Genomic DNA, 22,257 nt, shown 5'->3' on the forward strand with positions numbered 1-22,257 from the left:
TTTTCCACCTCTCCATACGGCGCGATTTTTGAAAGCGGCTAATGGCTTTTTAGTTCGCAACCTCTCCATGCCATTCATTATTCTGAAAAACGAAGAAGCATCGAAATCGATTCTTTTGAATGGTGAGATGGCGCGCTCAGAAATTTTGCTGACCGAGGGTTCGAGACCGCAAGGCTCGAAGCCCGTAGGGAAGGCACCGCGCAGCGGCAAGATTTCGCGCCACACGCAGGTGTTGCAGAACATGTCCGTCGACCCAGCGACAGCGCGTGTTGAAAAAAGCGAGGAGGGATGCAAGGGAGGAAAAGCACTTTCCTCCCTTGCTCGGTTTCGGCACCAGCCGCTGAGTAATCACTGCAAGTGAAAAACCGAAATTTTCCCGGTCAGAGAGTTCAGCCACTTCACTGCAAGTGAAAAACCAAAACCTCTGCGGTCAGCGATGCCCCGCGAGGTTACTCGCTAAAAAAACTTTGCTTCAATGCCCTCTCAACTCCCCGCAGCTCGGCAAGCCCGCGCAGGCGACCAATCGCCGAGTACCCCGGATTCGTCTTCTTATGCAGGTCATCGAGCATCTGATGCCCGTGATCCGGACGCATCGGGATTGCGCGCAGGTTACCGGCTTTGCGGCGGGTTTGTTCTTCGGTCAGGATGGCTTTGATGACTGCCACCATATCCACATCACCGTCTAAATGATCGGCTTCGTGGAAACTGCCCGGGATCTCTTCGCGCTGGGTGGCGCGCAGATGGATGAAGTGAACGCGGTCGGCGTAGGTCGTCATCATCTTCACTAAATCATTGTCTTCGCGAACACCGTAAGAACCGGTGCAGAAACAGAAACCGTTGTGGATGCTGTCGACCGCTTCTTTCAGCCATTGCATATCTTCAATGGTGGAGATGATGCGCGGCAGGCCGAGGATAGGGCGCGGAGGATCATCGGGGTGAACCGCCAGACTGATCCCGCACTGCTCGGCAACCGGCACGATGCTGCGCAGGAAGTGCGCCATGTTTTCGCGCAGTTTGGCTTTATCGATGCCGTCGTAAGTGGCCAGACGCGCACGGAACTGATCCAGCGTATAGCCTTCTTCCGCGCCCGGTAAACCGGCAATAATGTTGGACACCAGCTGGTCTTTTTCCGCCTGTGTCATCGCAGCAAAGTAATCTGCAGCCTGTTTTTGCTCTTCCGCGCTGTAATCGGATTTAGCGCCTTCACGTTTCAGAAGATGCAATTCGAAAGCGGCGAACGCGATGTGGTCAAAACGCAGGGCGCGGGAACCGTCCGGCAGTAAATAACCCAGATCCGTGCGCGTCCAGTCCAGAACCGGCATGAAGTTGTAGCAGACAGTGTCGATGCCACATTCCGCCAGGTTACGGATGGATTGCTGATAATTGGCGATGTGCTGATCGACGTTTCCGCTGCGGGTTTTGATTTCCTCATGCACCGGAATACTTTCTACCACGGACCACACCAGACCTTTAGCTTCCAGCTGTGCCTGACGTTTTTTGATTTCATCCACCGGCCAGACTTCACCGTTCGGAATATGGTGCAGGGCGGTCACCACGCCGGTCGCGCCAGCCTGACGCACATCATCGAGTGAAACCGGGTCATTCGGGCCGTACCAACGCCAAGTCTGTTCCATGTGTTTTCCTTAAAAGTGTTATCTGACATCTGAATGTAGTTGACGCATGGCCGGTGATAAGTTCAATCTTAATGCGCGGTCTGGTCAGGTGGTCTGCTGGTCAGGCCATCAGACCGACATATGATTCAGCATCGAACCGATCATTAATGTGATCGGGATAACAGATTTGGGATCCAGCACCTGCATGGAGAAAATAATGGATTTGCCGACCCTGAAAGTCGAAAGGCTCTATCGCCAGATTTCTAATGTATTGATTAATTGCATTAATACCGGCCAGTTCGCGCCGGGGGCGATGATCCCTTCAGAACGCGATCTGGCCAAACAGCTGGGCGTCAGCCGCTCATCAATACGTGAAGCGCTGATTGCGCTCGAGATCACCGGCTGGGTGGAAATCCGCACAGGCACCGGGGTTTACGTCAATGACCCGCTCCCGCAAGCCACCCCTGCCGCGCCGGTGATGACGTCGGAAGAAGAGTTCAGCCTGCAATCGCTGGTCAGGGCGCGGCAGATTTACGAATCAATGACCGCCGAACTGGCCGCGCTGAACGGCACGGACGACCAGCGGGCCAAACTGAAAGAGATCGCCGATGAGCTAAATGGCCTGAACGCCAACAACGACGCATTTCTCGAAGCCGACCGCCGTTTCCACCTGATGATCAGTGAAATGACCGGCAACGAAGTCCTGCACGATATGATGGGATACCTGTGGGACAAACGCCGTTCCCGCCGGTTTATGCGGCTTGAAAGCCATTACACCGAAGTCGATTTCGCCCGTGAAATGAACGCCGACCACCAGGGAATTTTGGACGCCATTCTGGCGAAAGATGGAGCCGGCGCGAAAGCGCGGATGAGCCGGCATTTACAACATGTGTACGATCAGTTATTTGCGGAGTAAATGATGCCTGAGCGGGCATCGGGGGCGCTTTTTAGTTCTAAATTCAACGTCAAGACCTTGGGTTGCCCTCCAAACTGGCCTCAAGTTCAAAACCTTGGGTTGCCACCCAAACTGGCCTAAAGAGGCGCCTGTCGCCGCGCCTCTTTAGAATCTCCGGCTCTTTCACTGCGCGCTGCCGCTGGCTGGCTATGTTCCAGCAACTCCGGCTAGTGCCGCAAACGCCGCCGCTGCGCGGTACTTTCGCTTCGGGTTTGAACCAGCTCGAAAACAGACTCTCGCCGTTTCTCACCTCTCGCTCAACGTCGTTTTGAAAGCGGCCAGAGGCTCATAGTTCGCAACCTTGCCATGCTATTCATTATTTTAAAAAAACGAAGAAGAATCAAAATCGATTCTTTTGTGTGGTGAGATGGCGCGCTCAGAAATTTTGCTGACCGAGGGTTCGAGACCGCAAGGCTCGAAGCCCGTAGGGAAGGCACCGCGCAGCGGCAAGATTTCGCGCCACACGCTGGAATGACAGAACACGTCCATCGGCCCAGCGATAGCGCGCAGTAAAAAAGACGTGGAGAGTCCAGAGAGGGGCCGTCCTGGCCCTCTCTGGTCGGTTTCGGCGCGAGCCGCTGAGCGATCACTGCAAGTGAAAAACCGAAACTTTCTCGATCAATTTACGGCCCCTCACTGCAAGTGCCCCCCTCAACTCGGGTACGGGACCCAGCTTCCGCCATTTAACCGGATATAAATTTTCCCCTGATATTCCATCACCACCGAGTTTTCATTCTCTGAAACCAGCGGAGTCTGCGGCAGGTTGGAGGCGAAGGTTTTCCAGTCCATCGTCGGGCTGGTGAAGACTTTGCCATCAACAGCGCGGGAAACCATTTCGGAAATCGCCATGTAGCTGCTCGGGCCGTCGATTTTCATCGGCGATGAGGCGTGCTGCGCCTGCATACCGAAGAACTTCACGCCGACAGGGATGTGCGTAATCCCCGGGCTTGGGATGTCGCGCAGGCCCGAAATCTGCATTTTATCGCCGACCAGCGCCGCGCCGTGTTCCGGCACAACCACCAGCATCACTTTACGTCCGGATTTCTCCAACTGATCCATAAAGGTATTGAGCTGGCTGAGCAGGGTCTGTGCACGGTTATGATAATCCGCGCCCTTGTTGCTGCCCACGTAACGGTTGCCATCGTGCAGGGGGATCAGGTTGAAGAAGGTGGCGGTACGCGCCGTGCCTGCTTTTTCCTGATTTTCCAGCCAGCGGGAGAACAACTGTCCGTCGTTGAAAATCGGCGAACCGTCGAAGGAGGTCAGTTCATAACCCAGACCGGCCTGTGACATCAGCGGGGCTTTCATGTCGGCATCGTCACGCAGGTTGCCGATGTAATTACCAAACACGCCCGTGTGATCCATCGCCAGCTGACTGGTGAAGCCCAGACGCGCCAGATCGTCAAACAGATAACATTGCTGACCGGCAGGCTGGTAAAGATTGTGGTGCGATGTCTGGCCGCAGCTGGCGCGCAGCAGGCGAATCGACGCCGGGCCGCTGTAGGCGGTCGCTGAATTGAAATTACTGAACACGAAATCGAAACGCGACCACAGCGGAGAACTGGAGAGATTCACGGCGTCCAGATCCGACCAGGCCAGCGAACAGATATTGATGACCAGCAGGTCGAAAGGCTGGGCATCCGCAGGCAATGCGTCCGGGAACTTCGTCGCCTTGTGGCTTTCGTTCTGGTAGAACTGCTCGAGATAAGCACTCAGATTGGCATTGGTCGGCGGGCCGTTAACGGTGTTATCACCGGCTGCCTGCGCCGGAGTGGCAGCGGTCGCGGCGGGGCTGTTTTGTGCCACCACGGCCGCCGGAGAGTGCGCGAAAAACGGCGTAATCATCCCGCTCAGATTCACCCACAGCAGCGCGATAACCGTGAACGTGGTCAGGCGCACCCACTGGGAAATAAACAGATAACCCACCAGCAGCGCAAAGCCGACGGCAATCCACTGCCAGTTTATAAAGCGGTCTGCCAGTTCAAGCAGATAGCTCACGCTGAAACCCGCGACGTCCGCGCCCTGATTCATAATTGAGCGCCAGCCCGGCAGCCAGGTGTCGTGATACAACAGCGCCAGACCAAACGGCAGGGCAATCCACTGGCGCCAGCGGTGCAGACGCAGCGAAGGCAACGGGAATAATAATACGGCGGCAAATACCAGATTGCTCAGCGCGTCGAAATTCAGATAACCCTGTGAAAGCAGAACGAATTTAAGTAAGAAATAGTAGTTCCAGGCGCCAAGTCCGCGCCAGGATTGCCAGATCCGCAAACGCGGTGAAGAAGAATTCGGTTCGTTCATAGTGGAGTCTTGGATTTCCCTGTAACCGGAGAAACATCAGTCAGCGCGTCGGAACGTTTGCGGTTCTTACTGATCATGCTGACTGTCATCGGGGTTAAATAACGAGGTGAAAGAAAACGTGTCGCCAGACGGTTTTTCCAGCCGGGAAGGCGGCTGCGCAAGGCGTATCCGAGCGGAATAAAAATCACCGCAGCCAGAATAAAAATCTCAATGATGTCCTGGATATCCATTTCGCTTACTCCGGCTGCTGCTGAACAGGCGTGTCGTTTAACGCGAGCGTCACCGGCACAGGGGCGTGGACCTGCGCGCGTTTCAGCGGTTCTGCTTTTTGTGGCACATAGGCTTCAGGGCCGGTCACGGCTTTTGCCATCGGCGGTTTAGCCGCAAGACGGCGGACTTCGGTCTGAATATCCAGCTCCTGACTCCAGAATGTCTGGCTGGTGAAAACGTCTTTCACCGGCAGATTAAACAGGAAGGCCAGAACGTTCTCGACATCGCTGACCTGACAGTTCGACAGGAACAAATAAAGATGCCGTTCGGTCACGGTAAGAATATCGCCGTCGCGGCGCAGGGAACACAACGACATCGCCTGCTGCGGGCTGATCCCGGCGGCAGGGCGCAGCGAAATCAGCAAACCGCGCGATTCAGTCGCCAGTGAAGCATGGTTCCAGATATCGTTCATGACGCTGCAAAAAACCGGCAGCGGCAGATAGCCTTTATGGTGCGTCGGTAACCGGCTGTCGAGCAGGGTTTCAATATCATCCTGCACGTGGCGGGTAAACGTCAGGTTTTGCAGATCGTCGAGCAGCGTCAGGAAATTGGAAAGCCGCGCGGCGTGCGGAACCACCAGGTTTGCGCCACAGGCCTGCAATAAACGCTGGTCAACGTAGCGCAGGGAAGAATTCATTTCACGCACCACAATTTTCAAACCCGTACCGCGCTGCATACGCAGACGGTGGATCTGGCGCGCCATCACTTCTACGGCGTCATTGCCGCTCAGGGCAAAAATGACCGTCGCCGAGCGGGCGTGTGCGGCTCTTTCTGCCAGTTCTTCATTACTGTCAAACAGGAACCAGCGCTCGGACAGCGCCGGTGCGCCTTCCAGCACCGACCGCTCCGCCAGCAACATCCACTGATCGTCACCGGCCTGTTCGGCCACGGAGGCAGGGACGTTTTTCTGAATTTCCCAGCCGGTCTGGCGTGGTGTCAGCGGATAGAGCGTGTTCGCTTCCGCCCCTAATCCGTCGTGCCACCAGGAAATGCCCCACTGATTCGGGACGGTATCGGTTTTTAAATCAGCAAGACCATATATATTGCGATGATATAAATGCAGCTGAGTTTTAACCGCATTAATACCCGCGCCGTAGCAGATAATAAGGATTGTTGCTTCTTTACTATTCGCGCTGGTACGCATTTCACTCACCCAGCGGGCGAATTGTTTATCATTTAGCATCTGCCAGGAGGTGACAGGAAGTAATAAGATCATTAATAACGCAGGGTGACGAGGCAAACGATTAATATCGCCTGGCAATCCAAGAAACGCTTTCTTGCCGTCGGCTAACTGGTAATAAAACGTTTGCCTGGGGTGTTTCTTCAAATGAGAGAGAAGAATGTCGTCGTCATTTAGTCTATTTTCTTCTTCAGCGCAAATTAAATTGTGCTGTGGGAAAAATACAGTGACAGGTGTTTCGCCCTGCTGAGCTTCAAGAGCCTGTCCGCACAGGTGATACGCGGCTTCCTGTTTGTCAGCGTTGACCCAGTAAAGCCCCCGGGCCTGCATTTGGGCTAATCCATTCCAGTATTGCTTCATGCCCAATGAAAAGGAGAGTGCCATATAGTTAATCTGCTTGTATTCGTTTTAGATAAAAAGTCTGCTTGGGACACACTGATAAATGTGAGTATAATAAATTCTATCATTGCTACATTAAATAATCATAATACTTCACAATTATGTTTGATACTAAAATGCCGGTATGTGATCGGTAATTTTTTCGTGCCAGACTGCCAGCATTTTGATTGAAGCAGGGAGGAGGAACGGTGGGGCCCAATATTGTAGACTCGGAAGAATCCGAGCCGTCAAAAGATGATGATTTCTTTGCGCTGAGTCACCTTTTTTCTTTAACTGAATTAAATTACGTGGATGTCGCCCGTAAAGAAAAAATTCCGCAACTAATGTCACGCTGGCCGTTACTGGCTGAACTGGCGCAATACGATAAACACGGCGCGGAGAAAAACTAATATGTCTGTCATTGCGTTACAGGGATTTCGTGGCGGCACGGGGACGACGTCAGTCACCGCAGCGCTGGCCTGGGGGCTCGCGCAACTCAATGAAAGGGTTCTGGTGATCGACTTTTCACCGGAAAATTTGTTGCGTCTGCATTTCGGAATGCCTTTCACACAGACGCGCGGCTGGCGTTCAGCCTTTAATGCCGGTGAACCCTGGCAGAAATCCGCCATGCGTTATCACTCGCATCTGGACTTTTTACCTTACGGTAATATCGGCCCTGAAAGTGACCGTGCACAAAGCGGGGCAGCACCAGAATTTGACTGGAAAAAAGCCATCACGCAGCTCAAAAACAGCGGCGTTTATGACTGGATCCTGATTGATTCTCCCGCCGCCGATCCGCTGCCTGCACAAGCCATCGCCGACAGCACGCTTGTTTTACTTCACGCCGACTCGCAATCTCATATCCGTCTCCATCAGCGCGCTTTACCGGCGAATGGCCGGTATCTGGTGAATCAGTTCGTGCCGTCCAGCCAGTTGCAGCAAGACATTTTGCTGCTGTGGCAGGAAACTTTGCCGACCATGATCCCGGTTATTTTACACCGCGACGAAGCGATGGCCGAATCTCTGGCGGCCAAACAACCGGTCGGCGAGTGGAAAGGAAACAGTAAAATCAGCCGCGAAATTAACACGCTGGCGAACTGGTTCCTGCTGAATTTGCGCGGAGCCCGATAAAATGAACCGCCTGCTCAACCTGTTCCTCGTGCCACCGGTGGTGTCTGAATTACAAGACCGCTACCGGCGGTATCGTGCCAGTCGTGCTTCACGGCTGGCCTCGGGAACGATGGTCTTTTGTATCGCTGTATGCTGGCTGTTTCTGCGTTTTGAATCGCCTTCCTGGCAAAATGTGCAAGCCCGGCGCACCCGCTGGTATCCGCAATTTTCACCGTCAAAACCACGTCTGGCCGATCCTTTGCGTTATCTGGTTCAGAGCCTGTGGTTGCTGGTGATTATTCCTTCGAACGGCCTGCGCGAGCGCATCGTTTACACCCGGTGGCCGCAGCGCCTGCGTGAGAAAGTCATTCTGTGGCTGGAATCGCTGCCGAAACAGGTAAAACAGAACCCGCTGGAAATTCGTGTCACACGCCGCATTGGTAAAATGAACCGCCTCGGCAAACGCGTGCTGATTATCCTGACCAGCCTGGTGGCGATTACGCTGGCGATGTTCTGTATTTCGCAGCCTTTCGGCTATATCGCGCAGTTTGTTTTCGTGGTGCTGTTGTGGAGCATTGCGATGATTATCCGGCGGATCCCGGGGCGATTCCCCGCGCTGATGCTGATTGTTCTCTCGCTGACCATTTCCTGCCGCTATTTATGGTGGCGTTATACCTCGACGTTAAACTGGGATGATCCGCTTAGCCTGATTTGCGGCTTGCTGCTGCTGGGTGCGGAAACCTATTCCTGGACGGTGCTGGTGCTCGGTTATATCCAGACCATCTGGCCGCTAAACCGTAAACCGGTGCCGATGCCTGCGGATGTATCGACGTGGCCGACGGTGGATCTGATGATCCCGACTTATAACGAAGATCTGAGCGTGGTGAAACCGACGCTGTATGCCGCGCTCGGGCTGGACTGGCCGCGCGACAAACTCACCATTTACCTGCTCGATGACGGCAACCGCAAGGAGTTCGCCGATTTTGCGCATGAAATCGGGGTACAGTATATTGCCCGTGAAACGCACGAACATGCGAAAGCGGGGAACATTAACCACGCGCTGAAATATGCCAAAAGCCAGCTGGTAGCTATTTTTGACTGCGACCACGTGCCAACGCGTTCTTTCCTGCAACTGACCGTAGGCTGGTTCTTTAAAGACAAAAAACTCAGCATGTTGCAGACGCCGCATCACTTCTTCTCACCTGATCCCTTCGAACGCAACCTTGGCCGCATGCGCCGCACGCCAAATGAAGGCGAGCTGTTCTACGGGCTGGTGCAGGACGGTAACGACCTGTGGGATGCCAGTTTCTTCTGTGGTTCATGCGCGGTGTTACGCCGTGACGTGCTCGATGAAATCGGCGGCATTGCGGTGGAAACCGTCACTGAAGATGCACACACCTCGCTGCGGATGCACCGCCACGGCTACAGCTCGGCGTATATCCGCATTCCGCAAGCCGCCGGTCTGGCGACAGAAAGCCTTTCAGCGCACGTCAGCCAGCGTATCCGCTGGGCGCGCGGGATGGTGCAGATTTTCCGCCTTGATAATCCGCTGTTTGGCAAAGGGCTGAAACTGGCGCAGCGGCTGTGTTATGCCAACGCCATGATGCACTTTCTGGCCGGCATTCCGCGGCTGATCTTCCTGACTGCGCCGCTGGCGTTCCTGCTGCTGCACGCTTACGTGATTTACGCGCCTGCGCTGGCCATCGCGCTGTACGTGTTGCCGCACATGATCCACGCCAGCCTGACCAACTCGCGGGTGCAGGGGAAATACCGCCACTCCTTCTGGAATGAAATCTACGAAACCGTGCTGGCGTGGTATATCGCCAGGCCGACGACCATCGCGCTGTTTAATCCGCACGCCGGGACTTTTAACGTCACGGCAAAAGGCGGCCTGAACAAACATGCGTATGTCGACTGGAAAATCAGCCGCCCGTATCAGGTGCTGATGCTGCTTAATCTGGCCGGTCTGTTCTTTGGGATTTACCGCGTGATGTATGGCCGCACCGACGAAATTCTCACCGTGCTGGTGAGTATGGCGTGGGTGATTTACAACATGATTATTCTGGGCGGGGCGATCGCGGTGGCGTTCGAATCCAAGCAGGTGCGCCAGGCTCACCGCGTGGAAGCCAAAATGCCGGCGTCATTAATGCGCCCGGACGGACACATTTATGTCTGTACCGTGCAGGACTACTCTGACAACGGTGTCGGGCTGGAAACCGAGAGTGCCAGCCAGTTTCAGGCGGGTGACAACGTCACGTTGCTGCTTCACCGTGGTCAGCAGGAATATACTTTCCCGATGCAAATCAGCCGTGTATTTGGCAAAAGCATCGGCATGCAGCTTCAGCCTTTAACCACACAACAGCATATCGATTTCATTCAATGTACCTTTGCCCGTGCTGACAGCTGGGTATTGCGTGAAGACAATTTCCCGGAAGACAAACCTATGGAAAGCCTGCGTGAAGTGATGGGGCTGGGTATTCGCGGTTATCTGCGGATGCTGGACATTGCCCCGAAACAATATCGCCCTCTGGCCTCCGGCACACAGGCGTTTGGCTGCTGGTTGCTGTCTTTTGCTCCACGCAATCCGCCGCTGTCTGCTCAGCCTGATGAATCCAACCTGATGATGACTAAACAATGAAAAGACTTCCTTTGACGACTTTAATGGCATCCGCTTTGATGACATTGGCTTTGGGTTCAGCGGCTCCGGCCTTCAGCGAGCAGGCACCGGCGCGCGCGGGCAATGCTCCAGCACCCGACGCCGCACAAAATACGCCTGCACCGCAGGTGCTATTGCCGATGGTTGCGCCGGCGGTCAATCCGATGATTATTCCGGGTGCGCCGGTACGCAACGTGACGCTGCCGTTCGCGGATGTCGCCCCGACGCCGGGAGCGATTACCCTGCGCGGTATTCAGCCCAACGGGCAAATTGAATTTGGTGTGCGCAGTGACGAAGTGGTGACGCAGTCCACCCTCAATCTTGAGTTCACGCCGTCGCCGTCATTAATTCCGGTGCAGTCGCACCTCAAGGTGTATCTCAACGACCAGCTGATGGGCGTTGAAGTGATTGATAAAGACCAGCTCGGCAAGAAAAATCACTTACAGATGGTCATTGACCCGCGCTACATCACCGACTTCAACCGCATCCGGCTGGAGTTTATCGGCCATTATCAGAACGTCTGTGAAAATCCGGCTAACACCACGCTGTGGCTGGAAATCGGCAAGGGCAGTTCGCTCAGTCTGCAATACCAGAAACTGCCGCTCAGCAACGATCTGGCGCATTTCCCGGTGCCGTTCTTTGATGCGCGCGACAGCCGTCCGCTGGATTTACCGATGGTGTTTGCCGCGTCTCCGGACGCCAGCCAGCAACAGGCGGCCGCCATTCTGGCATCATGGTTTGGTGCCAAAGCGCAGTGGCGCGGGCAGTCTTTCCCGACGCTGTACAACCAGCTGCCGGACAGCCACGCCGTAGTGTTTGCCACCAACGACAAACGTCCTGATTTCCTGAAAGACCTGCCGCCGGTGAAAGGGCCGGTCGTGCAGATGGTCAGCCGCGCGGACAATCCTTACGTCAAAATGCTGCTGATTCTGGGACGCGATGACAACGATCTGCTGACTGCCGTAAAAGGCATTTCGCAGGGCAATATCCTGTTCCGTGGCGAAACCGTCAGCGTGGATAACGTTGATCATATCCAGCCCCGCCAGCCTTACGACGCGCCAAACTGGGTGCGGACAGACCGTCCGATGAACTTCGGCGAGCTTAAACAGTACGCGGAACAGTTGCAGTCGGACGGCCTCCAGCCGAACCCGATCACCATGAACATCAATCTGCCGCCAGACCTGTTCCTGATTAACAGCACCGGTATCGATATGCGCCTGAAATATCGCTACACCTCGCCGCAGCTGAAAAATACCTCCCGTCTGAGCATCAGCCTGAATAACCAGTTTGTGCAGGATTTAACCCTTAAAGCCGGTCATGACGAAGATTCGCAGCTTCTGCATTTGTCCCTGTTACAGGGGCTGCTCGATGGCAGCAAAGACCTGAACATTCCGGCGCTTAAACTCGGCGCGGTAAACCAGATGCGCTTTGACTTCGATTACACCTCGCTGCTGGCTAGCGGAATGGAAGGACGCTGCGAAACCTACACCACGGTGCCGAACCACGTCGTGATCGACGACAGTTCCACCATCGACTTCTCCGGTTACCGTCACTTTATGGCGATGCCGGATCTGCGTGCATTTGCCAACGCCGGTTTCCCGTTCAGCCGCATGGCCGATTTGTCACAGACGCTGGTACTGGTTCAGCCGCAGCCGCAGCCGGTTCAGCTCACCACATTACTGGATGCGATGGGCAATATCGGCGCACTGACCGGTTATCCGTCACTCGGCGTTAGCCTCACGGAAGACGCGGCAAAAGCGAAAACCACCGACGCAGATTTGCTGGTGATCGGCAACCTGCCCGCAGGCATGCGAGACGACACCCTGCGTGATGACAAAAAAGCCAACCTGCTGCTGGATGCGGCGCGTGATGCGGTCAACACGCCAATCCGTCAGGCTGCGTTACCGGACAACACCGCTCCGGCCAGCGATGCGCGCGTCGACACAAGCACGCAGATCAGCGCGCAGGGGCCGATTGCGGCCATCGTCGGTTTGCAGTCGCCTTACTTTGACCAGCGCAGCGTTGTGGCACTGATGGCCAACGGTCAGAAAGGCTTTGAGATGCTGAACACCTCGATGCAGGACGCGAAACAACGGGCGCAGGTCTTTGGTTCTGTGACCGTGGTGCGCGATTCCGGCGTGAGCAGTCTGAAAGTCGGGGATACCTACTATGTCGGCCATCTGCCGTGGTGGGAACGCGTGTGGAATGGGCTGGCAAACCATCCTGCATTGCTGGCACTGATGGCGGTTATTGTGGTGATTCTGGCTGCAATCTTACTGTGGACCGGCCTGCGTTCTCTGGCACGTCGTCGTCTGTCTGATGATGACCAGGAATAAGCTTGTGAACACGCGTCGAAGAATACCGTTTATTTTCAACCGGCTGGCCCTGGCGCTGGGGCTGGCTCTGATCGCCGCGCCGTCAATTTCGGCGCCGGTGGTTTCCCCTGAACAGTGGTTGCTGGAACAGGTCCGTGTCGGGGAAGCCAGCCATCAGGACGATCTGGTGCGTCAGTCGCTGTTTCGTCTTGAATTAATGGATCCGAAAAATCCAAAAGTGTTGTCCGCACGCCTGCGCCTTTCCCTGCGGGAAGGCGACCAGGTTAAAGCGCAGCAACAGCTGGAAAGAATTAAAGAGGTGGCGCCGGGTTCTGACGAATACCGTCAGGCGCAGCTGAGCCTGAAGATCGCCTCGCCGGAGATGCAGCAAAAACTCCAGCAGACGCGTTTGCTGGCAACGGCAGGGCGTCTGGATGAAGCGAAAGCGCAATACGATCAGCTCTTTGATGGCCAGCCGCCAACCTTAGATCTGGCCGTAGAATACTGGCAACTGGTTGCCCGTCTTCCGGGGCAAAAAGCGCGTGCGCAGGCGCAGTTACAGGCGCTGAATAACCAGTATCCGGGCGACGTGCAGTTGCGTTTGCAGCTGGCGCAGATGGCCTTTGAACAGGGCGATAACGCCAAAGCCGTGGTTCTGGTGAAACAGATTGCCTCCACCAACGAAGGGCGTTCACCCGCCGCTGATTTGTGGCTGGCGAAAATCAAAGACCAGCCGGTGAGTAATGCCAGCGTTGACGCGCTGCAACAATTTATTGCCACGTTTGATACCGGCCCGCAGGTGATTGCGGCACAGCAGGAGCTTCAGCGTCAGCAGGGTTTGCTGGCCGATCCTCATTATCAGGCACGCGTTCGCGGGCTGGCGCAGGTCAGCAACGGCGGTTCAACCGGCGCGATCGCTCCGCTTAAACAGGCGTTGCAGGCCAAACCGAATGATGCCGAAGTGCTGGGCGCGATGGGGCTGGCGTATTCCCGCGCCGGTAACCGCCAGCAGGCGCTGAATCTTTTCGAACGGGCCAAAGCCGCCGAAACTGACGGTTATAATTCCGGTAAATGGACCAGTCTGATCCAGACCAACAGTTACTGGCTGAAAATCAGTCAGGGCGATAACGCGCTGAAAGCCAACCGGCTTGATCAGGCCGAAGCGGCGTACAAACAGGCGCAGCGCATCGACTCACGCGATCCGTGGGCGCTGATTGGCCTCGGTGATGTTGCCGTGGCGCGCAAAAATGACCCCCAGGCCGGGCAGGCTTATTTGCATGCGCTGCGTCTTGAACGTGATAACAGCAGCGCCCAGCGCGGGCTGGTGAATATTTATCAGCGTCAGTCATCGCAAAAAGCGCTCGATTACCTCAATTCATTACCGGCTGCTTCTCAGGCCAAACTGATTGATAAACAACGTGGTTTGCAAAGTGACATTGTCACCGCACAGGCCGAGAAGTATGTTGCTAACCACCAGTGGAATCAGGCGGCGAACCGTTATGCCGAAGCCCTGAAACTCAATCCGGATGACGTCTGGACGACCTACCACTACGCTAATGCGCTGCGTGAAGCCGGAGAACCGGCGCAGGCCGACGCCGCTTTTGCGCATCTTGCGGCAAAACGCCCGGCGGATCCGGAGCAGGTTTACGCATATTCACTTTACCTTTCCGGTTCTGACCGCGATGACGCGGCGCTTCGCCATCTGCATACGCTGCCGGAAACGAAGTGGAACGACAATATGCGTGAAATGGCGCAGCGCATTCAGCTCGATAAAACCCTCACCGGCATTGATACCGCGATAGCGGCGGGTAACAAATCGCAGGCGAAACAACGGCTGCAAGCCGCCGATCTGAAAGGCATGAGCTTGAATCAGCAACGCCGTGTCGCGATGGCGTGGCTGGACGTGGGCGAAACCTCACGCGCCGCCGCACTGTTACAACCGCTGAAAACCGCAGCACGAACTCAACCTGCCGGGCAGGACAAAGCGCTGATTTACCGCAATGCGGCAAACGTCGAAGAACAGCTCGGTCAGCCGCAACTGGCGCGTCAGGATTACGAACAGGCGATGATTGCCAGCGGGATCACCGACAAACAGCCGCAGGACAACGACAGTTACACCCGTCTGACCCGTAACAACGCCAGCGATGACTGGTTGAAACGTGGTATCCGCTCGGACGCGCATGACCTTTACCGTCAGCAGGATGTGAACTTCACGGTGGACACCGACTCCTGGACCTCCAGCGGGACGCCGGGGAAATCCGACCTCACCGCCAACACCACCATGTTCCAGGCGGATATGCCGGTTTATCAGGGGCGTGGATTCCTGCGTGCCGACTGGGTGCGTATGGATGCGGGAACGTTCGACAACGAAAACGGCAACTACGAAGCCAGTTTCGGGACCTGTAGTGATCAGAACTGCCGGAGCTACCGCAGCCAGACGGCCAACGGCGTCAGCCTTGGCGCGGGCTGGGAAAACGACAAATGGAAAGGGGATCTGGGCACCACGCCGCTGGGCTTCCCGGTCGTTGACTGGGTCGGCGGGCTGGCTTACAGCGGAGACTGGGGCGATATCGGCTGGACGACCACCGTTTCACGCCGTCCGGTTTCAAGCTCACTGCTTTCCTTTGCCGGTGCAAAAGACCCGGGAACCGGCACCACCTGGGGCGGCGTTCGCGCGACCGGTGCCAGCCTGGGCCTGAGCTACGATCAGGGGCTGGCAAACGGCGTCTGGGCAGACGTCAGCGCACATCAGCTGACGGGTGAAAACGTCGAAGACAACACCCGCGAACGCCTGATGGGCGGCTATTACTACAAAGTTATTAACGAAGATAACCGCCGCGCGACCGTCGGCCTCAGCTCCATGCTGTGGCATTACCAGAAAGATCTCAGCGGCTACACGCTGGGGCAAGGTGGTTACTACAGTCCGCAGCAGTATTTCTCTTTATCGGTACCGGTGAATTATCGCCAGCGCACCGAAAACTGGTCATGGCAATTGGGCGGTTCGGTTTCGTGGTCACGTTCATCCACCAGCGATGAAAAGCGCTATCCGATCCAGAATCTCATACCTGATTCTCTGCCGGACAAAGGCGCCGTCGAAACCGGCAGCAGCGGTTCCGGGTTTGGTTACACGATTCAGGCGCTGGTCGAACGTCGCGTCAGTTCTCACTGGACAGTGGGCGCCGGGGTCGACATCCAGCAGGCGAAGGATTACACGCCGAGTCATTATCTGCTCTACGCGAGATATTCCTTAAGCGGATGGCAGGGGGATTTGGATATGCCGCCGGAGCCGTTAGTGCCGTATGCGGACTTTAAGTAATCCCGGAGCGGGCATTGGGCGCTAAGATTTTGGGTTGCCACCCAAACTGGCCTCAAGGAGCGCCTATCGCCGCGCCCCTTGAGAATCCCGGGCTCTTAAACTGCGTGCTGCCGCTCGCTGGCTATGTTTCAGCGGCTACCGTTAGTGCCGCAAACGCCGCCGCTGCGCGGTTCTCTCGCCTCGGCTTCGAACCTGCTCGAAAAAAGATTCTCGCTGTTTCTCACTCCTCACTCGACGTCGTTTTGAAAGCGGCCAGAGGCTATATCATTCGGAAGATAGATGCAGGCCGATTGTTGGTTTTCTCCTTCCCCTCTCACGAGGGGAAGGCCGGGATGGGGTGTTGGTTTTAGCGGCTTAGTGGCCTGCTAAACCCCCTCCCGACCTCCCCCTTCGCAGGGGGAGGAGCAAACCAGCCGTTCGTGAAAGCTTGCAGAATTACATAGCTGTTAGCCGCTTTCAGAAAGCTTGCCGAGCGAAGTGTTTCGAGACCTGTGGCTCGAAACCGAGCAAGGGAACCGCGCAGCGGCAAGATTTCGCGGCAATAGCTGCGGCTGCTGAAACATAGCCAGCGAGCGGAGCGCGTGTTGAGAAAGCGTGGGGAAATCCAAAAGGGGAAAAGCACTTTCCCCTTTTGGTCGGTTTCGGCACCCGGCGCTGAGTAATAACTGCAATTGAGAAACCGAAATTTTCTCGGTCCTTTGAAATCGCCTCACGGCTAGTGAGAAACCGAAACTTACACCTGATCACACCAAGCGTCAGCGTTAAAAAGCGTGATTAAACAGCGCCCTGTTTATATCTTTCCGATCCCCATGCCAGCATCCCCGCCAGCAATGGCTTCAACAAAGCCTGGAGTTCAGAGGCCTTGTCCTCTGAATAGCTGAACGGCTCAATTTCCTCCATGTAATTCACCTGCGCCAGTTCAAGCTGAACAGCATGCACATCGTTTTCCGGCTGGCCATAAGCCCGCGTGATGTACCCGCCTTTGAAACGGCCATTCAGGACATGCGTGAAACGCGTCTGCTGCTGGCAGGTTTTTTCGAGGATTTCACTCAGCGCGGGCGCACAGCTTTCACCGCTGTTGGTGCCGAGATTCAGATCCGGCAACTGGCCGTCGAAAAGACGCGGGATCACGGAGGCAATTGAATGGGCGTCAAACAGCAGCGCATAGCCGAATTCCTGTTTCATCCGCGCCAGTTCTGACTGAATTTTCTGGTGATACGGCTGCCAGATTTCATCGAGATATTGCTGACGCTGAGCGTCAGTCGGCGTCATTCCCGGTTTAAAGGTGGCACGCCCGTCAAACAATGTGTCCGGATACAAACCGGTCGTGGCCGTGGTGTAGAGCGGTTTATCGTCGGACGGACGGTTCAGGTCAATCACGAAACGCGAATACTGGCCGACCAGAATGCTGGCACCCAGCGCGCGGGCAAAGTCATACAGCTTCGGGATATGCCAGTCGGTATCGGAAAGCGGCAGGGCGGCGTCACTCAGCCCGCTGGCGACTTCCGGCGTCAGGTGCGTGCCTGCGTGGGGAATGCTGATCAGTATTGGTGCTGTGCCGGGAATGAAATGGTAAGGATCGGCGATGACGTTAGCTGCTGAAAGGCTCATGAACGAAATTCTCCCCGGATTTCTCCGCGATAAACGATAGTGCAGGGCAACTGCCCGCCCAGCCAGTAAACCAGTTCTGCCGGTCGCGACAGCGGCCAGTGGATGAAATCAGCGACTTTGCCCGTTTCCAGCGTGCCGTGCGTTTCCTGTAATCCCAGCGCCCGCGCGCCGTGACAGGTGATCCCGGCCAGCGCTTCTTCCGGCGTGAGACGAAACAGCGTGCAACCCATATTGAGCATCAGACGCACCGAAAGCGCCGGAGAGGTTCCCGGATTGGCGTCGCTTGCCAGCGCCATCGGCACGTTATGCTGGCGGAAATGCGCCACCGGCGGGCACTGCGTTTCGCGCAGCAAATAGTAGGCACCCGGCAGTAACACGGCGACCGTTCCGCTGGCGGCCATGGCTTTGGCGTCGTCTTCCGTGGCGTATTCAAGATGATCGGCGGAGAGTGCGTGATGCCGGGCTGCCAGCGCGCTGCCGTGCAGCGAAGAAAGTTGCTCCGCGTGCAGTTTGACCGGTAAACCCAGCGCCGCAGCAGCCGTAAATACCCGTTCAACCTGATCCGGCGAGAACGCCAGATGCTCACAGAACGCATCCACCGCATCGGCCAGATTTTCGCTGGCGACCACCGGCAGCAACGTGTCGCAAATCAGGTCAATATACTCATCGGCGCGGCCCTTAAATTCAGGCGGCAGGGCGTGCGCGGCAAGGCAGGTGGATTTCACCTCAACCGGCAATATCACTCCCAGCCTGCGGATCACGCGCAGCATTTTCAGCTCGCTTTCCACGCTAAGGCCATAGCCGGATTTAATCTCAACGCAGGTAACGCCTTCGGCCAGCAGCGGTTTGAGGCGAAATAACGCCTGCGCCAGCAGTTCATCTTCTGTGGCGTCACGCGTGGCGTTAACGGTCGAGAGAATTCCGCCGCCTGCTGCCGCTATTTGGGCATAACTTACACCGTTCAAACGCTGTTCAAATTCAGCGCTGCGATCGCCCCCGAACACCAGATGCGTATGGCAGTCGACAAAACCCGGCGTGATGATGCCGCCGTCAAAATCGTGCTGTTTTGCGTCAGAAAAGGCCGGGCAATCCGCGGCACTGCCTGTCCAGACAATCTTGCCGCCGGTGACGGCAATCGCGCCGTTTTCGATCAGGTTGTAATGCCCGTCTTTCATGGTGACGAGCGTGGCGCCGCGCCATACGCTGTCACAGTGAGAGGGCGGTTCGGAAGACAAACGGGGGGAAAGTGCTACCGGCATGACAGGCTCCAGGCTGAATTCATCTTGTATAGACAACTAAAGTCAACCTAACGCATAACCGCTGAACCGGCAAGGCAGCCAGCGATAGTTTTTTCTTATTACGAGACGTCTTCCAAAATTTAAACGAAAGCATAGCGGCCTGGAACGGCCGCGATTAGGGTATGGCGAAATGAAAGGGCATCAGCCGTGGCTGGTGAAACGCCCAAACAGCTGGTAACGGGAACCCGGATAAATCAGGCGCGCCGAAGTCACTACGCGGCTGCCGCTCCAGGTACGGCGATGAATCAGGAGGCAGGGCTCATGCTCACTGAGTTGCAAAAGCTCGCGCTGTTCATCGCTGGCACCGACGGCTTCAACGCGGTGTTCACCGGCAGTCAGCGGTGCGATTTCCATCAGATAGGTGTAAGGCGTTTGCTTATTGAGCACTTGCTGAAGGTAATCCGGCGCAGTTTCCGGGTTAACAAAACGGTCTTCAATCTGCACCGGCACATTGTTTTCGTAATGCACAATCTGCGAGTAAAACAGCATGGCGCCCGGTGCAATACCCAGCTGAAGCGCCTGTTCTGCGTCGGCCAGACGGGCTTCGCACACCAGAATTTTGCTGTCGTGGCGGTGCCCGCGCTGGGCAATTTCATCGGCGATGTTATGCACTTCGAGCATCGGCGTGTAGGCCTTGGCTTCGGCAACGAACGTCCCAACGCCCTGCATGCGAATCAGAAAACCTTCGCTGGTCAGCTCGCGCAGCGCACGGTTGATGGTCATGCGGCTGACGCCCAGTTCGTTGACCAGTTCACTTTCAGAAGGCACGCGCTGATGCGGTTTCCAGACACCGGCGCGGATCTGCCCGATGATCGCCTGTTTCACGCGCTGATAAATCGGCGCGGGCGTGTCGCTCATGGCCGCAGCCAGTTCGGACAATGTCTGCTGAGACACTCCCTGTTGCGCTGCACTTTGCGAAGAAAGTGGTGTGGGCTCCGACATGTCTCTGACCTCTCAAAAAAATTCACAGGTATCTGGAAAGTTTCCCGGAATGTACGCCAGTTTCCCTTCAGGAAAAGAAACGGAAAGGCGTGACGGAAAACTAAATTTATAAAAAAAGGATTGTTGCAAGTTTACAGCGCAATCAGGCATATGTATATGTATAGACAAGTCGCTTAAAAGTTTTGCAATTGTTTCTATAAAATTGCGTTTATGTTTCTCATTGCTGATCAGGAATGCTGTTATGCCTGCTTATTTTGCTTCACGCGCCTTACTTGCCCACGGCTGGTCGCACAATGTGCGTCTGGACGTTGATGCCGCCGGAACACTGAGCGCCGTGACGCCCGGTGGTGATCCACAAGGCTGTATCCGCCTTTCCGGCCCGGTTGTGCCGGGGATGCCAAACCTGCACTCTCACGCTTTTCAGCGCGTAATGGCAGGGCTGGCGGAAGTCGCCGGTGATCCGCAGGACAGCTTCTGGACATGGCGTGACCTGATGTATCGCATGGTCCGGCGCCTGACGCCTGAACAGGTTGGCGTTATCGCCCGTCAGTTGTACATCGAAATGCTTAAAGGTGGCTACACGCAAGTTGCCGAATTCCACTATCTCCACAACGATATCAGCGGAAATCCTTATGCCAGTCGCGGTGAAATGGCCGCGCATCTGAGCCAGGCGGCCGCGCAAACCGGCATCGGCCTGACCATGCTGCCCGTGCTTTACACCTACGCCGGATTCGGCGCTCAGCCCGCGCAGGCCGGGCAAAAGCGGTTTATTCAGGATGCTGACGGTTACTTGCAACAGCAGGACATAATCCGCAGCCAGATTAAAAACCAGCCGCTGCAAAATCAGGGGTTGTGCTTCCATTCGCTGCGCGCCGTTTCGCTCGAACAAATGCAGCAGGTGCTGGCGGCGGGCGATACACAGTCGCCGGTGCATATCCATATCGCCGAGCAGCAAAAAGAAGTGAACGATTGTCTGGGCTGGAGCGGGCAGCGCCCGATCGCCTGGTTGTATGACAATCTCGACATCGATGCCCGCTGGTGCCTGATCCACGCCACGCACGCCGACCGGTTTGAACTGGCGAGCATGGCGAACAGTGGGGCAGTTGCCGGGCTTTGCCCGACGACAGAAGCCAATCTTGGCGACGGCATTTTCCACGGTGTGGATTACCTCGCGCAATCTGGCCGCTGGGGAATTGGCTCCGACAGCCATGTGTCCCTCAACGTGGTGGAAGAGCTTCGCTGGTTTGAATATGGCCAGCGGCTGCGCGACCAGCGCCGGAACCGTCTGACCACAACCTCGCAAAATTCCGTCGGCGATGTGCTTTATACACAGGCCTTACAGGGCGGCGCGCAGGCGTGCGGTGCGGCAATCGGGCAGTTATCCGCAGGCTACCGCGCCGACTGGCTGGTGCTCGACGGGCAGGATCCTTATCTTTCCGCCGCCAGAGACAGCGAGTTGCTTAACCGCTGGCTGTTTGCAGGAAATACCGGGCAAATCCGCGATGTGTTCGTCGGCGGTGTCGCGCGCATTGTCGGCGGGCAGCATGAACAGCAACAGGAAGCGGCGGAAGATTTCCTGCACCTGCTGAATCAGCTGGCAGAGGATGCCGCATGACGAACTGGCAGCATTTCTCCTTTGAGAACTTACCGGTAAGCCCGTGGAAAAACGGTGGCGGCGAAACCCGCGAAATCCTCAGCTGGCCGCCGGGTAAAACCGATTTCGACTGGCGCGCCAGCATTGCCACCATCGCGCAGGACGGTCCGTTTTCCGCATTTCCCGGCATTGACCGCTCTATCACGTTGCTGAGCGGTGGGGGCGTTCACCTGCTTTGCGAACCGGAAATTAATCATCATCTCAGTGAAACGGGTACGCCTTTCGCATTCAGCGGAGACATCGCGCTGAATGCAAGTCTGCCGGGCGGAACAACGACAGATTTCAATATCATGACCCGCCGCAACGTGTGTTCCGCGCAGGTGATTTCCACCGCTAAAAGCCTCTGTGTTTCTCTTAACGATGGCGGTGTGCTGTACGCCATCCGCGGAACATGGCAATGGCCGGATGGTCGCCAGTTTGGTGGCGGAGAAGGGTTCTACCACGCCACTCTTGCTGATGCGAACCACGACGGTAAAAGCGTGGAAATCACGGCGCTTTCGGACAACGGCCTTCTGCTCCGGGCAAAAATCGCGCGTTAACCGTGCGCTAAAAAAGAGCGTGCGGCGCACCGAATTGATTCATCCGCTGCCGGGTCACCGGGCAGTGTGAGACAGAAAACGACGTAAAACGGCCTCTGCCGGAACTGGCACAAAGCTTG

Annotated in this window: 16 protein-coding genes; 9 read left to right on the forward strand and 7 right to left on the reverse strand. The window is 56.1% G+C overall.

Features of this window, described 5'->3' with window-relative positions:
• A partial coding sequence (locus IV433_RS16175; RefSeq protein WP_229893428.1) for a hypothetical protein occupies positions 1 to 361 on the forward strand: 361 nt, incomplete at its 5' end.
• A gap of 88 nt (positions 362 to 449) precedes the next feature.
• Here IV433_RS16175 and uxuA read toward each other — a convergent pair.
• A complete protein-coding gene (uxuA, locus tag IV433_RS16180) occupies positions 450 to 1,634 on the reverse strand; it encodes a mannonate dehydratase (RefSeq protein WP_195815188.1) in 1,185 nt (394 codons plus the stop codon).
• Between the two features lie 196 nt (positions 1,635 to 1,830).
• Here uxuA and IV433_RS16185 point away from each other — a divergent pair, with 196 nt between their 5' ends.
• Positions 1,831 to 2,529, forward strand: a complete 699-nt coding sequence (locus IV433_RS16185) for a FadR/GntR family transcriptional regulator (RefSeq protein ID WP_195815187.1) — start codon at positions 1,831 to 1,833, stop codon at positions 2,527 to 2,529.
• Positions 2,530 to 3,219: 690 nt separating this feature from the next.
• Here the strand turns inward: IV433_RS16185 and bcsG are convergent.
• Genes bcsG through bcsE form a run of 3 tightly spaced genes read right to left on the reverse strand, consistent with a single transcriptional unit; the run spans position 3,220 to position 6,703 of the window.
• A complete protein-coding gene (bcsG, locus tag IV433_RS16190; RefSeq protein ID WP_195815186.1) occupies positions 3,220 to 4,869 on the reverse strand; it encodes a cellulose biosynthesis protein BcsG in 1,650 nt (549 codons plus the stop codon).
• On the reverse strand, positions 4,866 to 5,099 hold the full coding sequence (gene bcsF, locus IV433_RS16195; RefSeq protein WP_195815185.1) for a cellulose biosynthesis protein BcsF: 234 nt from the start codon (positions 5,097 to 5,099) through the stop codon (positions 4,866 to 4,868). The genes bcsG and bcsF overlap by 4 nt, the downstream gene beginning before the upstream one ends.
• A 5-nt stretch (positions 5,100 to 5,104) precedes the next feature.
• Positions 5,105 to 6,703 (reverse strand): cellulose biosynthesis protein BcsE, encoded by a 1,599-nt coding sequence (gene bcsE, locus IV433_RS16200; RefSeq protein WP_195815184.1) that lies wholly within the window; start codon positions 6,701 to 6,703, stop codon positions 5,105 to 5,107.
• A gap of 203 nt (positions 6,704 to 6,906) precedes the next feature.
• Between bcsE and bcsR the strand changes: the two genes are divergently transcribed.
• The 5 genes from bcsR to IV433_RS16225 are packed head-to-tail and all read left to right on the forward strand — an operon-like array spanning position 6,907 to position 16,094.
• A complete protein-coding gene (gene bcsR, locus IV433_RS16205) occupies positions 6,907 to 7,107 on the forward strand; it encodes a cellulose biosynthesis protein BcsR (protein WP_195815206.1) in 201 nt (66 codons plus the stop codon).
• Between the two features lies 1 nt (position 7,108).
• Positions 7,109 to 7,828: a cellulose biosynthesis protein BcsQ gene (gene bcsQ, locus IV433_RS16210; RefSeq protein ID WP_195815183.1), complete on the forward strand. Its 720-nt coding sequence runs from the start codon at positions 7,109 to 7,111 to the stop codon at positions 7,826 to 7,828.
• A 1-nt stretch (position 7,829) separates the two neighbouring features.
• The gene (bcsA, locus tag IV433_RS16215) at positions 7,830 to 10,445 is read left to right on the forward strand and encodes a UDP-forming cellulose synthase catalytic subunit (RefSeq protein WP_195815182.1); all 2,616 of its coding nucleotides are present in this window, start codon (positions 7,830 to 7,832) and stop codon (positions 10,443 to 10,445) included.
• Positions 10,442 to 12,799 (forward strand): cellulose biosynthesis cyclic di-GMP-binding regulatory protein BcsB, encoded by a 2,358-nt coding sequence (gene bcsB, locus IV433_RS16220; RefSeq protein WP_195815181.1) that lies wholly within the window; start codon positions 10,442 to 10,444, stop codon positions 12,797 to 12,799. Before bcsA ends, bcsB begins: the two co-directional genes overlap by 4 nt.
• 4 nt (positions 12,800 to 12,803) lie before the next feature.
• Positions 12,804 to 16,094 carry a cellulose biosynthesis protein BcsC gene (locus IV433_RS16225; protein ID WP_326838660.1) on the forward strand — a complete coding sequence of 1,097 codons (3,291 nt, stop codon included), beginning with the start codon at positions 12,804 to 12,806 and terminating at the stop codon, positions 16,092 to 16,094.
• Between the two features lie 774 nt (positions 16,095 to 16,868).
• Here the strand turns inward: IV433_RS16225 and hutG are convergent.
• From hutG to hutC, 3 genes are all read right to left on the reverse strand, one after another.
• Entirely contained in the window at positions 16,869 to 17,705 is an 837-nt protein-coding gene (gene hutG / locus IV433_RS16230) for an N-formylglutamate deformylase (RefSeq protein ID WP_195815180.1), read from the reverse strand.
• Positions 17,702 to 18,964 (reverse strand): imidazolonepropionase, encoded by a 1,263-nt coding sequence (gene hutI, locus IV433_RS16235; protein ID WP_370530267.1) that lies wholly within the window; start codon positions 18,962 to 18,964, stop codon positions 17,702 to 17,704. The genes hutG and hutI overlap by 4 nt, the downstream gene beginning before the upstream one ends.
• Positions 18,965 to 19,144: 180 nt before the next feature.
• Positions 19,145 to 19,945, reverse strand: coding sequence for a histidine utilization repressor (gene hutC, locus IV433_RS16240; protein ID WP_195815179.1), 801 nt, complete (start codon positions 19,943 to 19,945; stop codon positions 19,145 to 19,147).
• Between the two features lie 241 nt (positions 19,946 to 20,186).
• Between hutC and IV433_RS16245 the strand changes: the two genes are divergently transcribed.
• Together IV433_RS16245 and IV433_RS16250 are read left to right on the forward strand one after the other, a co-directional pair.
• The gene (locus IV433_RS16245) at positions 20,187 to 21,560 is read left to right on the forward strand and encodes a formimidoylglutamate deiminase (protein ID WP_195815178.1); all 1,374 of its coding nucleotides are present in this window, start codon (positions 20,187 to 20,189) and stop codon (positions 21,558 to 21,560) included.
• Positions 21,557 to 22,138 (forward strand): HutD/Ves family protein, encoded by a 582-nt coding sequence (locus tag IV433_RS16250; RefSeq protein ID WP_195815177.1) that lies wholly within the window; start codon positions 21,557 to 21,559, stop codon positions 22,136 to 22,138. Before IV433_RS16245 ends, IV433_RS16250 begins: the two co-directional genes overlap by 4 nt.
• Positions 22,139 to 22,257: the final 119 nt, after the last annotated feature.

It is taken from the genome of Rahnella laticis (genome assembly GCF_015644585.1).
GTDB classification, from domain to species: domain Bacteria; phylum Pseudomonadota; class Gammaproteobacteria; order Enterobacterales; family Enterobacteriaceae; genus Rahnella; species Rahnella laticis.

Excerpts from the sequence above, each read along its gene's own strand:
- uxuA (WP_195815188.1), bottom strand. The coding sequence starts at position 1,634 with ATGGAACAGACTTGGCGTTGGTACGGCCCGAATGACCCGGTTTCACTC.
- IV433_RS16185 (WP_195815187.1), top strand. The coding sequence starts at position 1,831 with ATGGATTTGCCGACCCTGAAAGTCGAAAGGCTCTATCGCCAGATTTCT.
- bcsG (WP_195815186.1), bottom strand. The coding sequence starts at position 4,869 with ATGAACGAACCGAATTCTTCTTCACCGCGTTTGCGGATCTGGCAATCC.
- bcsF (WP_195815185.1), bottom strand. The coding sequence starts at position 5,099 with ATGGATATCCAGGACATCATTGAGATTTTTATTCTGGCTGCGGTGATT.
- bcsE (WP_195815184.1), bottom strand. The coding sequence starts at position 6,703 with ATGGCACTCTCCTTTTCATTGGGCATGAAGCAATACTGGAATGGATTA.
- bcsQ (WP_195815183.1), top strand. The coding sequence starts at position 7,109 with ATGTCTGTCATTGCGTTACAGGGATTTCGTGGCGGCACGGGGACGACG.
- bcsA (WP_195815182.1), top strand. The coding sequence starts at position 7,830 with ATGAACCGCCTGCTCAACCTGTTCCTCGTGCCACCGGTGGTGTCTGAA.
- bcsB (WP_195815181.1), top strand. The coding sequence starts at position 10,442 with ATGAAAAGACTTCCTTTGACGACTTTAATGGCATCCGCTTTGATGACA.
- hutG (WP_195815180.1), bottom strand. The coding sequence starts at position 17,705 with ATGAGCCTTTCAGCAGCTAACGTCATCGCCGATCCTTACCATTTCATT.
- hutI (WP_370530267.1), bottom strand. The coding sequence starts at position 18,964 with ATGCCGGTAGCACTTTCCCCCCGTTTGTCTTCCGAACCGCCCTCTCAC.
- hutC (WP_195815179.1), bottom strand. The coding sequence starts at position 19,945 with ATGTCGGAGCCCACACCACTTTCTTCGCAAAGTGCAGCGCAACAGGGA.
- IV433_RS16245 (WP_195815178.1), top strand. The coding sequence starts at position 20,187 with ATGCCTGCTTATTTTGCTTCACGCGCCTTACTTGCCCACGGCTGGTCG.
- IV433_RS16250 (WP_195815177.1), top strand. The coding sequence starts at position 21,557 with ATGACGAACTGGCAGCATTTCTCCTTTGAGAACTTACCGGTAAGCCCG.